Genomic DNA, 12,484 nt, shown 5'->3' with positions numbered 1-12,484 from the left:
GCGTGTTCGTGAGGTCAGCGGGCGCAGCGCATGTCGGGCTGCGTGCCTGCTTCGGGCGTCGGGGTCGTCGGTGTGGTGGGGGTGACCGGGATCACCGGTGTGCCGCCGCCGCTACCGCCGCCGCAGGCGGAGAGCGCGCAGGCCGCGACCAGCGTGGAAAGCAACGCGGGAAGGAACGTGGGTCGGAACGCGGGCAGGGTCCGCGCGCGCAGGGTCGGAAATCTCATAGGGGTCCTTTGGGGGCTGTACTTGTGTACGGGGCGTTTGTGGAAGGGGTCAGGGAATGAGCGTCGACAACGGTCGCGCCGCCTTGTAGAGGCTGGTGACTTCGTCCGCGGTGAGTGCGCGGTTCCAGATCGCGAAGTCGTTGAAGTCCATGGCGCCGCGCGGCGAGGCCGACTGGCGCTTGTAGTAAAGGCCGGAGCCGTCTTCGTTCAGGCCGATGCCGTTCTTCAGGCCGCCGAGCTTGGCCACCAGTGCCGGCGACAGCGCCACGTGGCCGGTCTGGATGCCGCGCACCGGGTCGACGGCGTAGGCATCCATGGCCAGGCCGGCCTTGTCGATGACCATGGCCACGTAGGCCCACTGGCCGGCGCTCAGGTAGTGCGCGCCCTTGATCTCGCCGCGGGCGCTGCCGGTGCCGGTGTTGAAGCGCAGCTCGCAGCTGCTGAACAGGCCGATGGCAATGCCTTCGTTGTTGCCGGTGTCGTAGTTCTTGTTGGCGATGACGGTGCCGCCGTTGCCCACGCCCTGGCTGCAGGTGGCGTCGGTGCGCACCCAGAAGCCGATGGTGAAGGCGGTGGTGGCTGCGTCCGTCGTCACGTCGGTCATCTGCTTCACGCGGTAGCCGGCCATGCCGCTGGCGTTGGCCGTGCGGCTGTCCACGCGCAGGGCCTTGGCGCGGTCGCGGGTGCGCATGCCGTCGTCGGTCACCAGCGAGCCGCCGTCGGCGTCGACAGCCCACGGGCCGAAGGTCGAGGCACCGGTTTTCACGTCGACACCCGGCAGTGCGTCGAGCGGGTAGTAGCTGACCAGCCCGTTGGTCAGCGTGGGTGCCAGCGGCACCGGCTTCAGGTACGCGATCTGCGCGGTCAGCGAAACCACGGTGTCGCCGGCCACCAGCGTGTACACGTAGCTGTAGGTGCCGTCACTCACCGCGTCGACGTAGTCGGCATACGAGGTGCTGCCGGCCGCCAGCGTGGCCACCAGCTTGCCGTTGCGCAGCACCTGCACCGGCAGGTTGGCGTTGCCGGCGAGCTTCCAAGACAGCTCGATGTTGTCCTTGTCGGCACCGGTCCTGGCGGCGAACTCGCGCAGGCTGGTGGTGCCTTGCAGCGCGATGCCGTTCAGGCCGTAGCTTGCGGCGGCGGGCGTGGAGCCCAGGTGGCGCAGCACCGTCGGTGCGATGTCGGTGGCCGCGGCGAGCTGCAGCAGCGTGTTGTCCGCCGGTGCCGCCGTGCCCGTGCCGGGCAGGCCCGCGAGCTCCTTGTTGCTCGCAATGAAGATGGTCTTGTTCTCGAGCGTCTGCAGCCCCGTGGCGCCGCCGAAGGCGTCCAGCCCGTGGCCCGTGGTGAGGATCACCAGCCAGTCTTCCCTGGCGTCGTTGGCCGTGCGGCGGGCAATGCGCTCCAGCAGCTGGCCGACGCCGGCGGCGGTGTCGGTCACGGCGCGACGGTAGGTGTCGCTGCCCAGGCCGCTGCCCGCCGCGGCGCTGGCCGGGGCACCGTATTGCGCCACGACCAGGTCGTGGCCCGAATCGATGAGCTGCGCGGTGTGCTCGGTCACGCAGGCGTCGGAGCCGGCGCAGTCGAACGCGGTGTCGATGGCGCCGGTGTCGTTGCGCACGAGGGCGGGGTACAGCGGGTTGGCCGTGATGGCGCCGGTCTTGTAGCCAGCGGCCGTGTTCTGCTTGGCCATGGCGAAGATCGACGGTGCGAGCTTGGCGTCGATGCTCTGGTCGCTGGTGTCCCAGCGCACGCCGTGGCGCTGCACCCAGGTGCCTGTGAGCAGCGTGGCCCATGAAGGGCCGTCGGTGAGGCGCTGCTGCGTGAGCGAGCCGTTCGCTCCGCCCGTCCATGCGGGGGCGACGCGCAACGACTGCAGTGCCGGCGCGCGCTTCTGCGCGATGGCGTCGGCAAGCGCGGCGTGCGTGAGGCCGTCGATCTCGACCACCAGCGCCTTGGGGCCGCTCTTGCCTTGGTTGACGGTCGGTGCCGCGTTACCGCCACCACCCGCGGCCGGTGTGTTGCCAACCAGCGAGAAGCCGGAGCCCCCGCCACCTCCGCCGCCGCAGGCTGCCAGCAGCAAAGCGACGCACAGGCTTCCTCCCGCCGACGCGCGGCGCGCATTCGTTCCTCTGATCATTCTGGTTTCCGGTGAATTGACATGTACGCCCCGCAGCCACGCCACGGGACTGTGGTATTTCCTGTGCTTTGGCAATGAAATGGAATTGCAACAAAACACACAAACACTCTTAATGCCTCAGATGTTGCGTGCCGAAGGTGACAACGGTTTGACACCGTGCGCGATCGTCCGAACATGAAAAACGGGGCCCGAAGGCCCCGTGAGAGAAACGAGAGGAAAGGGTGCGCGGTCTCAGGTGAGCTGCGCCTCGTACCCTTTCTCCACCTCCGCAAGGTTCGTCCAGAACCCTTGCGGCTCGCGCCCCGCCAGCACGTCGATGAGCACATCAACATGCGCGTGCCAGCCGCCCGCCACGCTGAGCATGTCCTTGCGGCTGGCCAGGCGCCGGTGCGTCAGCACGAGCTGCGTGGCGTCGCCCTGCGGCGTGAACTCGAAGGTGACTTCGGATGGCGCCGGGCCTTCGTCCCAGCTGATGGTCAGCAGCGTGGGTGCTTCCATGCGCAGCAGCTTCGACTTCTGCACGATGGGCTTGCGGCATTCGGCGAAGCGCTCGGGTGCCACCTCGCCGGTGAGCTGGGTGTGGTCGAAGCGCAGGTCGAACAGCTCGCCCGGCTGTTGCGCCATGGTGCCGCCGGCGAGCCATGCGGCGCGTTTGTCGGGGTCAGTGAGGTAGGCCCATATGCGCTCGATGGGGGCGGGCAGCGTGCGTTCCATGCGCAGGGTGGCGGCGTCGACCTGGGTGCCCAGGCTGTGCTTGATCGTCATTTGCGGGTGCTCCTTGTGAAAGGGGAAGGGGTAAAGCGAAAGGCAAAGATCACTTGCCAGAATCGGCGTCGCGCCGCAGGGCCTGCTCCAGTGCATCGAGGCGGTTGTTCCAGAAGCCTTCGTAGTAGCGCAGCCACGCGTCGGCCGTGGCCAGCGCGGCGGGCTCCAGGCGGCAGATGTGCGCGCGGCCCTGCACGGTGCGCGACACCAGCCCCGCGCGCTCCAGCGTCTTCACGTGCTTGGAGGCGCCCGCAAAAGACATGCGGAACGGCGCGCCGAGTTCGCCCACGCTGCATTCGCCGTGCGACAGCAGTTGCAGCATGGTGCGGCGCGTGCTGTCGGCCAGCGCGTGGAAAACGGCGTCGAGCCGGGCGTCCTGGAGTTCTAGTTCAACCATGAGGTTGAATATAGACCTGTTGGAGCAAACGTTCAACTCATCGGTTGAATTAAGGTTCGGCGTTACAGCGGATACACCCGGGACGCAAAACACGCGCGGGCCGCTGGCCCGCCCGGACCGGCGCTCCTACGATCGCGTTCATCCCATCCATTCACCGAGAGAAAGAAGAAAAGACATGAAGTCATCCGTCCAGCGCCGCAGCTTGTTGCTTGCCGCCACCGTGCTGCCGCTTGCCAGTGCCTGCACCGCCTGGTCCGAGAAAGGAGCGTCATCGTCGTTGTCGGCCGAAGCGCAGCTGGCCGAGCTCGAGCGCGCCTCGGGCGGGCGAATCGGCGTGGCGGGGCTGCACACCGGCAGCGGTGCGCGCTTCCAGCACCGCGCGCACGAGCGCTTTCCGATGTGCAGCACCTTCAAGCTGATGCTGGCCGCCGCCGTGCTGGAGCGCAGCGCCAAGGACGCCAGCCTGCTGTCGCGCCAGCTGAGCTACGGCAAGAGCGACCTGATCGCCAACTCGCCCGTCACCGAGAAGCACGTGGCCACCGGCATGAACGTGGCCGACCTGTGCGCGGCCACCATCCAGTACAGCGACAACGCCGCCGCCAACGTGCTGCTGAAGCTGCTGGGCGGCCCGCCCGAGGTGACGGCCTTCTCGCGCCGCATCGGTGACCAGACCTTCCGCCTCGACCGCACCGAGCCCGAGCTGAACACCAGCATTCCCGGCGACCTGCGCGACACCACCACGCCCGCGGCCATGTCCGACAGCGTGCAGCGGCTGGTGCTGGGCGACGCACTGGGTGCGCCGCAGCGCGACCAGCTCAAGACCTGGCTGCTTGGCAACACCACCAACAAGGAGCGCTTCCTGGCGGGCGTGCCGGCCGGCTGGAAGGTGGGCGACAAGACGGGCGGCGGCTCGTACGGCAGCAACAACGACGTCGGCGTGCTGTGGCCGCCGGCGGGCGCGCCGCTGGTACTGTCGGTCTACCTGACGTTTCCCGAGAAGGACGCGAAGACGCGCAACGACGTGGTCGCTTCGGCTACGCGCATTGCGGTGACAGCGCTGGCGGGGTAGGCGGTGCAGCTGGCGCTGCAGGCGCCTGCCCTGAGAGGCTTGAGCGGCTTGAGCGGTCTGAGGTCCCGGCGAGCTGCAGCGCCCGGCGGTAGGCCGTGGGCGAGCTGCCCGTGACGCGCTTGAATGCGTTGCTGAATGCACTCTCGGACGCGTAGCCCAGCGTCTGGGCCACCACCGCCACCGGCGTGGCGTGCTCACCCAGCGCACGTTCCGCCAGGCGCATGCGCCACTCGGTCAGGTACGTCAGCGGGGCAACGCCGGCCACCGTCTTGAAGTGAAAGGCGAAGGTGGTTCGCGACATCGCGCATGCCTTGGCCAGGTCTTCGAGGTGCCAGGTGCGCGCGGGATCGTCGTGCATCAACCGGAGGGCTGGTGCAATGCGCGGGTCGCTCAACGCCTGCAACCATCCCGCGGCAAGAGGCCCGGCTTTTTTCAGGTGCGCGCGCAGGATCTGCACGAACAGCAATTGGCCGAGCTGCGCCGACGCCACCTGCGCGCCGGGCTCTCCCGCGGCCCGCTCCTGCACCAGCTGGTCGAGCAACCAGCGAAAGACCGAGGCTTGCGGTGCGGCGGCCTGGATGTGGATCCACGGCGGAAGCGCGTTCAGCAGCAGCGGCCCGCTCACGGGGTCGAGCAGCACATGGCCACCGATGTGCGCGAACTCGCTGCCGTCGCCCAACTGCGCCGAGGCGCGGCCGGCGCCCGAGAAGAGCGCCATGGCGTCGACGGGCTCGACGTCGGGCGCGCTCGACAGCACGGACCACAGGGGCGCCGACAGCAGGCCCACATCTCCGGTCTCGAAGCGCACCGGCTCGGGCTGACCTTCCAGCCGGACTGAGCAATGGCCGCGCACGACCGCGAAGAACTTGATCTTGTCGGGCGCCGGAAAGCGGATCGCCCATGCGCCGCCGGCGGTGAAGCCGCCTGTAAGCAGGCTCTGCGCCTGCGTGAGCCTGAGGATGTCGGAGAAAGGGTCGGCACTCATTCGCGGACTATCGCGCAGGCAAAGCGGACTTTCAAGCATTCACAGTACGGCGTTTCGAAAATATCGTTCTCCCTGTGCTGCCGGACCTTGCTGCGACAAGGTCGCCATGGCCGCTGCGTCACACAAAACCGAGGAACATCCATGAGTCAAGAGTTGGTGCTTGTCACCGGGGGCACCGGGTTCATTGCACAGCATTGCATCCTGGCGTTGCTGCGCCGGGGCTTTCGAGTCCGCACGACGGTGCGATCGCTTTCAAGGCAAGCGGAGGTTCGCGAGAACCTCAGGACAGGAGGCGCGCAGCCGGGCGACCTGCTGTCGTTCGTGGTCGCCGACCTGGCCGCGGACAGCGGATGGGCCGAGGCCGCCAGCGGGTGCGGCTATGTGCTGCACGGCGCTTCGCCGACGCCTTCCGGCGCGCACGCGACGCTGGACGACTGGATCAGGCCCGCGGTCGACGGCAACCTGCGCGTGCTGCGAGCGTCGCGTGACGCGGGGGTGAAGCGGGTGGTGCTCACGTCGGCGTTCGGCGCCGTCGGCGTCGGCCACAAGCCGATGAGCCGGCCCTTCGATGAAGCCGATTGGAGCGACCTCGCAGGCAACGTGGCCCCGTACCAGAAGTCGAAGACGCTGGCCGAACGGGCCGCGTGGGACTTCATCGAAAAGGAGGGCGGGGGGCTCGAGCTGGCTGCGGTGAACCCGACGGCGGTTCTGGGCCCGGCGCTGGGCGCCGACTACTCCCACTCGATCCGGCTCATCAAGAACATGATGGACGGCCAGCCGGGAATGCCCAAGATCAACTCGGGCTTTGTCGACGTGCGCGACGTGGCGGACCTGCACCTGCGCGCCATGGCCGACCCGGCCGGAAGTGGCCAGCGCTTCCTCGCGATTTCGGGCGAGAGCATGTGGCTCGCCGAGGTGGCGAGGGTGCTCCGCGCGCGCATGGGCGCGTCGGCAAGCAGGGTGTCGGCGCGAACCTTGCCGAACTGGCTGGTTCGACTGGGCGCGAAGAAGGACCCGAGGATGAAGGACATCGTGCCCATGCTCGGCGTGAACATGAACGCCACGAGCGCGAAGGCAAGGCGCCTGCTCGGCTGGAACCCGCGCCCGGCCGAGGAAGCGATCGTTGCAACGGCCGAGAGCCTGGTCAGGCTGAAGCTGCTGAAGGCCTAGGCTTGCGCCCGGGCCTTAGCCCTGCTTGCGCATCGCGAAGCACGCCCCCGCCACCAGGATGAACGCGCCGATGATCACCTTCTGCCAGGTGCTCGGCACGCCCGCCAGGATCAGCACGTTGTTGATCAGCGTGACCAGCACCACGCCCAGCAGCGTGCCGCCCACGGTGCCGCTGCCGCCGGTGATGCGCGCGCCGCCGAGGATCACGGCTGCAATCACGTCCAGCTCGTTGCCCACCAGGTCGAAGGGGTTCGCCAGCCGCGTGCTCGACACGTGCACGATGCCCGCCAGCCCCGACAGGAAACCGGCGTACGCGAACACGAAGATGTGCACGGTGCGCAGGTTGTAGCCCAGCCGCTCGGCAATGGCCAGGCTGCCGCCGATGGCGTACACCGCGCGGCCGATGAGCGTGCGGTTCAGCAGCCACCACGTGAGCACCGCCGCGGCGGCCAGCACCAGTACCGTGGCGGGCAGCACCACGTGCAGGCCCTGCGGCGTGTCGAAGCGCCACAGCGCGAGCTTGCCGAAGGCGTCCATGGGCGCGGGAACGTTCATGAAGAACACTGTGCCCACGAAGGTCAGGAGAATGCCGCGGTACAGGTACTGCGTGCCGATGGTCACGATGAGCGACGGCGCCTTGAGCCAGTGCACCAGCAGGCCGTTGAGCACGCCCAGCACCGCACCGCTGGCCGCGCCCGCCACCAGCAGCACGGCAATGTGCGTGTCCGGAAAGTAGTTCAACACCAGCTTGGTGATGCTGTACATGGTGAGCGCGGCAATGGCCGCGAACGACACGTCGATGCCGCCCGCCGCCAGCACGATGAGCACGCCCAGCGCGAACAGGCCCAGCACGGTGCAGGCACGCACGATGTCGAACAGCACGGGCAGCTGGAAGAAGCTCGGGTTGATGGCGCCGACCACCAGGCACACCAGCACGATCAGCGCCAGCGTGAAGACCGAGGGCCGCTGCGCGAGCCAGCCGCGCCAGGAGGCGGGCGCCTTGGGGGCCGCGGGTGCCACGGAAGAAGGCGCCGTCGTGGAGTGCGCTTGCATGGTGGAAGCCGTCATGAGAATGCGGGGGAGGGTGTGTCGGAAACCAGCGCGTGGTAGAGCTCGCTCTCGGCCAGGCCCTGCGCGTCGAAGTCGGTGGCAATGCGGCCCTTGCGCATCAGCAGGATGCGGTCGCAGTTCTGCAGCAGTTCCTGCAGGTCGTCGCTCACCAGGATCACGCCCAGGCCTTGCTCGGCCAGCCGCTGCACGATGCGGTAGATGGTGTCCTTGGAGCCTACGTCCACGCCCACGGTGGGGCCGTGCAGTATCAGCACGCGCGGGCCGATGGCGAGCCACCGGCCGATGAGCACGCGCTGCTGGTTGCCGCCCGAGAGCGACTGCACCGGGCGGTCGACGTCGGGCGTGGCAATCTGCAGGTCGCGCACGGTGCGCTCGGCCAGTTCCTGGCATTGCTTCGCGTCGAGCGCGCCGAAGCGCCCGCGCAGGCGGTTGAGCACGGCCGTGACGATGTTGTCGCGAATCGGCTTGTCGAGAAACAGGCCTTCGCTCAGCCGGTCTTCGGGCACGTAGCCGATGCCCTGGCGAATGCCGTCGCTCGGCGTCTTCAGCGTGACTTGCCGGCCGTCGAGCGCAAGGCGCCCGCGGTCGGCCGCCTGCACGCCGGCCAGTGCCAGCGCCAGTTCGTTGCGGCCCGAGTCGAGCAGGCCGGTGATGCCCAGAATCTCGCCCTTGTGCAGCGTGAAGCTCACGTCGCTGAACTGCGCGCCGCGGCCCAGCGCCTCGACCTTCAGCAGCGTGTCGCCGCCGTGGGTCTGGTGGCGGTAGCGTGCGCCGTCGAGCTGCTTGCCGGTCATCCAGTGCGCGAGCTCGGCCTTGGTGAAGTCGCGGATCGGCCCTTGGGCCACCTTGGTGCCGTCGCGGAACACGATGGCCTGGCCGCCCATGGCAATGCACTCGTCGAGCTTGTGGCTCACGAAAAGCACCGCCACGCCCTGCGCGCGCAGTGCCTCCACCACGTGCACGAGGTTGTCGACCTCTTTCTGCGTGAGCGAGGTGGTGGGCTCGTCCATGATGACCATGCGTGCCCGCGTGGCGACGGCGCGCGCAATGGCCACCAGCTGCCGCGTGGCGATGGGCAGCTCGTCGACGCGCCGCGCGAGAAACGCGGCATCGGTCGGCAGCTTCACTGTTTCGAGTGCGCGCACGGCGGTGGCGGCCACCGCCTTGCGGTCGAAACGTCGCGCCAGCTTTCCGCCGGTTTCGACCAGCTGTTCGCTGAGCGCGACGTTCTCGGCCACGCTCATGTTCGGCAGCAGCGAGAGGTCCTGGTAGACCGTCTCGATGCCGAGCGTGAGCGCCTGCAGCGGTGACAGCGATTCGTGGGGGCGCCCGTCGATCACGATGCGCCCCTGGCTCGGGGGCTGCGCGCCCGAGATGATCTTGATGAGCGTGCTCTTGCCGCAGCCGTTCTCGCCGAGCAGGTGGTAGATCTCGCCGGCTTCGATCGTCAGGTCGATGCCGCGCAGCGCGTGCACGCCCGCGAAGCGCTTGTGCACGTCCTGCACTTCGAGGAAGACACGGCGCACGGCCTGGTTCGAAGTGCCGGGCGGGGCTTGCGTGGAAGGCGCGAGAGGTGCGAGAGGTGCGAGAGGCGCGGTCAGAGTCATACGCTCAAGGATTCCGGAAGATCAGAAGGCGTACTTCTTGTAGTTCTGCTTGTCGACCTCGACCCAGGCCTGGCCCGTGACGATGATGCCGACGCCGGGGCCCTTCTTGACCGAGACCTTGTTGTAGCCCTGCACGCCCATGTCGGTGCCGTCGGTGATGGTCTTGCCGTCGAGCAGCATCTTGGCGGCCTTGTTCATGACGATGCCGGCGTCCTTCGGGTCCCAGAAGGCGATGCCGCCGACCGCGCCCGACTCGAGGAACTTGGCCGCCTCGCTCGGCAGGCCGGTGCCGTACACGCAGATCTTGCCCTGCAGGCCGGCTTCTTCCACCGCGCGGCCGATGCCCAGCACGTCGAGCGACGACGAGCCCTGGAAGCCCTTCAGGTCGGGGTGCTTGCGCAGCATTTCCTTGGCCTTGCCGTAGGCCTTCTCGGCGTCGTTGAGCGACTCGTTCTTGGCGTCGACCAGCTGCATCTTGGGGTACTTCTTGGCGTTGGTCGCGCCGCCGTCGGCCCACTGCACCTGCGACTGGCTGCCCAGCGAGCCCACCAGCGAGGTCCACTTGCCTTGCTGGCCCATGCAGGCGGCCAGGCGCTCGTTGATGCGCGCACCGTAGGCCGTGTTGTCGAAGGCCTCGATGTCGACCATGGTGTTCTTCTGGTTGTCGGCCTCGTGCGTCACGACCTTGATGCCGCGCTCCATGGCGCGCTTGAGCACGGGCTCCAGCGTGGGCGGGTCCATCGAGACCACGGCGATGGCGTCGACCTTCTTGGCCACCAGGTCTTCGACCAGGCGCTGCTGCTGCGCGGCGTCCGACTGGGCCGGGCCGATCTGGCGCGTGGCCACGCCCGGCGTGGTGCTGCCGAACTCCTTCACGCCCACTTCCATGCGGTTGAACCAGCTGATGCCCGTGATCTTCACCACGGTGACGATGTCTTGCGGCTTGCCTTGCGCATGCAGCGCCGAGGCGAAGGCCACGGTGCCCAGTGCGAGTACGGTGCAGGCGATCTTTGTTTTCTTCAGCATGTCTTGTCTCCTAGCCCTCGGTGGTTCTTTGCGTCGCGCCAGGAGGGGGCTGGTGCGGCGGTGCGCTGGAGCGCGAAACGGAAATGAAGCTGCGCAGGTCGCTCAGGCTGAACCGCGCCGATGCCAGGAAGAACAGCAGCAGCAGGCCCCAGGCGCAGTCGCGGAAGAAGTTGGAAATGCCCAGCAGGTTGAAGGTGCTCGACAGCAGCTGCAGCGCCACGGCCGAGAAGAACAGGCACACCATGCGCCCGTAGCCGCCCTGCGGCCGCACGCCGGCCATCACGGTGATGAGGATGGCAATCAGCAGGTAGGAGTTGCCGTAGTCCGACTTCACGCTGGCCGTGCGGCCCGCGATGATCACGCCCGCCACCGCGGCCAGCACGCCGCACAGCGCATAGGTGGCCACCAGCATGCGGTGCTGCGAAATGCCCGCGTAGCGCGCCGCCTTGGCGTTGGTGCCCAGCAGGAACAGGCGGATGCCGAAGGGGCTCTGCTTGAGCAGCCAGCCCACGCCCAGCAGCATCGCCACGAAGATGACGAACGGAATCGGCACGCCCAGCACCATCTCGTTGCCGATGGCCGAGAGCGCCTCGGCGTCGCCCACGCGCAGGCTCGAGCCGCCCGTGAGCACCACCGCAAAGCCCGTGTACAGCAGCTGCGTGCCCAGCGTGCAGAGAATGGGCGTGAGGCCGGCGCGCGCAATCAGCACGCCGTTGAGCAGCCCGCCCACCAGGCCCACGGCCAGCGCGATGACGGCGAACCACGCCGTGTAGAGCCAGGGCGAGGCATCGGGTGCCGCGAGCATCGGCGCCACGGTGGCGGCCACCACGCCCGCGAGGTTGGCCAGCGCCACGCCCGACAGGTCGATGCCGCCGTTGCCCGAGATCATCGACAGCGCCACGCCCATGGCCAGCAGGCCGAGCTCGGGCAGCTGGCCGCCCATCGACTGGAAGTTGTAGACGTCGAGGAAATCGCCCTTGGACAGCACCGTCGCAACCACGAGGATCACGACGTTGATGGCAACCAGGAAGTTGAGTTCGCGGTCTGAAAACCTGGAGGTCATGGCAAGGTCCTTCAGTGGTCGCGGCGCATCAGCGCCTCGACCTCGGCGCGCGTGGGCATCGAGGGCGCGGTGCCGGCGCGCGTGACCGAGATGGCCGCCACCGCCGAGCCGAAGCGCGCGGCGTCCAGCGGCGAGGCGCCTTCGGCGAGCGCGGCCGCAAAGCCGCCGTTGAAGGCGTCGCCCGCGCCGGCCGTTTCCTTCACGGCACCGGCGTTGAACACGGGGATGTGCACCGAGCCGCTGGCGCTGTGCAGCAGCGCACCCTTGTCGCCGAGCGTGATGAGCGCGCAGCCCACGCCCTTGGCCAGGAAGAAGTCGCCCGCGCGGCGCGCGTCGTCGAGGGTGTCCACGGCAATGCCGCTGAGCGCGGCGGCTTCATGCTCGTTGGGCGTGATGTAGTCGCACAGCGGGTACAGCGCGTCGTCGAAGGGCAGGGCGGGCGCCGGGTTGAACACCGTCACGGTACCGGCGGCGCGCGCCAGTTCGAGCCCGCGCTGCGCGGCGCCGGCCGGTTGCTCCAGCTGCGTGACGAACACGCGCGCACCGCGAATGGCATCGGCCGCCGCGTCCACGTCGGCCGCGTCGATGAGCGCCGCCGCGCCGGGCACCACGATGATCGCGTTGGCGCCGGTGACCTCGTGCACGTAGATGAAGGCCGCGCCCGTGGGCTGGTTCGCCACCTGCGGTGCGCGCGGCGTGATGCCTTCCTGCGCCCACAGCGCGAGCGCGTTGGCGCCGAAGGCGTCCTGCCCGAGCTTGGAGATGAAGGTGACGCCCGCGCCGGCACGCGCCGCCGCCACGGCCTGGTTCGAGCCCTTGCCGCCGGGGCCCATGGCAAAGCCCGAGCCCGCGATGGTCTGGCCCACGCCGGGGAGGTTGGCCGCGCGGAACGCGAGGTCGGCCACGAAGATGCCGAGCACGGCCACGCCGTGCTGCCCTTGCTGCTGTGAAGAGACGACGGTCATGG

Annotated in this window: 12 protein-coding genes; 2 read left to right on the top strand and 10 right to left on the bottom strand. The window is 68.6% G+C overall.

What is annotated here, in order from left to right; translation table 11 throughout:
• Positions 1–14: 14 nt before the first annotated feature.
• The 4 genes from BM013_RS27500 to BM013_RS27485 form a co-directional block, all read right to left on the bottom strand.
• Positions 15–227, bottom strand: coding sequence for a hypothetical protein (locus BM013_RS27500; RefSeq protein WP_093130970.1), 213 nt, complete (start codon positions 225–227; stop codon positions 15–17).
• A 49-nt stretch (positions 228–276) separates the two neighbouring features.
• Positions 277–2,364: a LamG-like jellyroll fold domain-containing protein gene (locus BM013_RS27495; RefSeq protein WP_256221713.1), complete on the bottom strand. Its 2,088-nt coding sequence runs from the start codon at positions 2,362–2,364 to the stop codon at positions 277–279.
• Positions 2,365–2,595: 231 nt separating this feature from the next.
• Complete coding sequence (locus BM013_RS27490; protein WP_093130969.1) at positions 2,596–3,129, bottom strand: SRPBCC family protein; 534 nt, start codon at positions 3,127–3,129, stop codon at positions 2,596–2,598.
• A 49-nt stretch (positions 3,130–3,178) separates the two neighbouring features.
• Positions 3,179–3,526 carry an ArsR/SmtB family transcription factor gene (locus tag BM013_RS27485; RefSeq protein WP_093130967.1) on the bottom strand — a complete coding sequence of 116 codons (348 nt, stop codon included), beginning with the start codon at positions 3,524–3,526 and terminating at the stop codon, positions 3,179–3,181.
• A 175-nt stretch (positions 3,527–3,701) separates the two neighbouring features.
• Between BM013_RS27485 and bla the strand changes: the two genes are divergently transcribed.
• Positions 3,702–4,595, top strand: coding sequence for a class A beta-lactamase (bla, locus tag BM013_RS27480; protein WP_093130965.1), 894 nt, complete (start codon positions 3,702–3,704; stop codon positions 4,593–4,595).
• On the opposite strand, the gene BM013_RS27475 is transcribed toward bla, so the two are convergent.
• Positions 4,561–5,619, bottom strand: coding sequence for an AraC family transcriptional regulator (locus tag BM013_RS27475; RefSeq protein WP_093130964.1), 1,059 nt, complete (start codon positions 5,617–5,619; stop codon positions 4,561–4,563). The two genes, bla and BM013_RS27475, sit on opposite strands and share 35 nt — an antisense overlap.
• Positions 5,620–5,721: 102 nt before the next feature.
• Here BM013_RS27475 and BM013_RS27470 point away from each other — a divergent pair, with 102 nt between their 5' ends.
• Positions 5,722–6,750, top strand: coding sequence for an SDR family oxidoreductase (locus BM013_RS27470; protein ID WP_093130962.1), 1,029 nt, complete (start codon positions 5,722–5,724; stop codon positions 6,748–6,750).
• A gap of 15 nt (positions 6,751–6,765) precedes the next feature.
• On the opposite strand, the gene BM013_RS27465 is transcribed toward BM013_RS27470, so the two are convergent.
• From BM013_RS27465 to BM013_RS27445, 5 genes are read right to left on the bottom strand one after another with little or no spacing between them, the layout of a single operon-like run.
• On the bottom strand, positions 6,766–7,818 hold the full coding sequence (locus BM013_RS27465) for an ABC transporter permease (protein ID WP_093130960.1): 1,053 nt from the start codon (positions 7,816–7,818) through the stop codon (positions 6,766–6,768).
• Positions 7,815–9,428 carry a sugar ABC transporter ATP-binding protein gene (locus tag BM013_RS27460; RefSeq protein WP_256221712.1) on the bottom strand — a complete coding sequence of 538 codons (1,614 nt, stop codon included), beginning with the start codon at positions 9,426–9,428 and terminating at the stop codon, positions 7,815–7,817. Before BM013_RS27460 ends, BM013_RS27465 begins: the two co-directional genes overlap by 4 nt.
• A 21-nt stretch (positions 9,429–9,449) precedes the next feature.
• Entirely contained in the window at positions 9,450–10,454 is a 1,005-nt protein-coding gene (locus BM013_RS27455; RefSeq protein ID WP_093130958.1) for a substrate-binding domain-containing protein, read from the bottom strand.
• A gap of 10 nt (positions 10,455–10,464) precedes the next feature.
• Positions 10,465–11,517, bottom strand: coding sequence for an ABC transporter permease (locus BM013_RS27450; RefSeq protein WP_093130956.1), 1,053 nt, complete (start codon positions 11,515–11,517; stop codon positions 10,465–10,467).
• Positions 11,518–11,528: 11 nt separating this feature from the next.
• On the bottom strand, positions 11,529–12,482 hold the full coding sequence (locus BM013_RS27445; protein ID WP_093130954.1) for a ribokinase: 954 nt from the start codon (positions 12,480–12,482) through the stop codon (positions 11,529–11,531).
• Between the last annotated feature and the right edge of the window lie 2 nt (positions 12,483–12,484).

Source organism: Variovorax sp. OK605, assembly GCF_900115445.1.
Classification (GTDB): domain Bacteria; phylum Pseudomonadota; class Gammaproteobacteria; order Burkholderiales; family Burkholderiaceae_C; genus Variovorax.
The sequence above is the reverse complement of the archived record's forward strand: the minus strand, read 5'-3'. Positions and strand labels throughout refer to the sequence as shown.

Excerpts from the sequence above, each read along its gene's own strand:
- BM013_RS27455 (WP_093130958.1), bottom strand. The coding sequence starts at position 10,454 with ATGCTGAAGAAAACAAAGATCGCCTGCACCGTACTCGCACTGGGCACC.
- BM013_RS27445 (WP_093130954.1), bottom strand. The coding sequence starts at position 12,482 with ATGACCGTCGTCTCTTCACAGCAGCAAGGGCAGCACGGCGTGGCCGTG.
- bla (WP_093130965.1), top strand. The coding sequence starts at position 3,702 with ATGAAGTCATCCGTCCAGCGCCGCAGCTTGTTGCTTGCCGCCACCGTG.
- BM013_RS27500 (WP_093130970.1), bottom strand. The coding sequence starts at position 227 with ATGAGATTTCCGACCCTGCGCGCGCGGACCCTGCCCGCGTTCCGACCC.
- BM013_RS27450 (WP_093130956.1), bottom strand. The coding sequence starts at position 11,517 with ATGACCTCCAGGTTTTCAGACCGCGAACTCAACTTCCTGGTTGCCATC.
- BM013_RS27490 (WP_093130969.1), bottom strand. The coding sequence starts at position 3,129 with ATGACGATCAAGCACAGCCTGGGCACCCAGGTCGACGCCGCCACCCTG.
- BM013_RS27475 (WP_093130964.1), bottom strand. The coding sequence starts at position 5,619 with ATGCTTGAAAGTCCGCTTTGCCTGCGCGATAGTCCGCGAATGAGTGCC.
- BM013_RS27465 (WP_093130960.1), bottom strand. The coding sequence starts at position 7,818 with ATGACGGCTTCCACCATGCAAGCGCACTCCACGACGGCGCCTTCTTCC.
- BM013_RS27485 (WP_093130967.1), bottom strand. The coding sequence starts at position 3,526 with ATGGTTGAACTAGAACTCCAGGACGCCCGGCTCGACGCCGTTTTCCAC.
- BM013_RS27495 (WP_256221713.1), bottom strand. The coding sequence starts at position 2,364 with ATGATCAGAGGAACGAATGCGCGCCGCGCGTCGGCGGGAGGAAGCCTG.
- BM013_RS27460 (WP_256221712.1), bottom strand. The coding sequence starts at position 9,428 with ATGACTCTGACCGCGCCTCTCGCACCTCTCGCACCTCTCGCGCCTTCC.
- BM013_RS27470 (WP_093130962.1), top strand. The coding sequence starts at position 5,722 with ATGAGTCAAGAGTTGGTGCTTGTCACCGGGGGCACCGGGTTCATTGCA.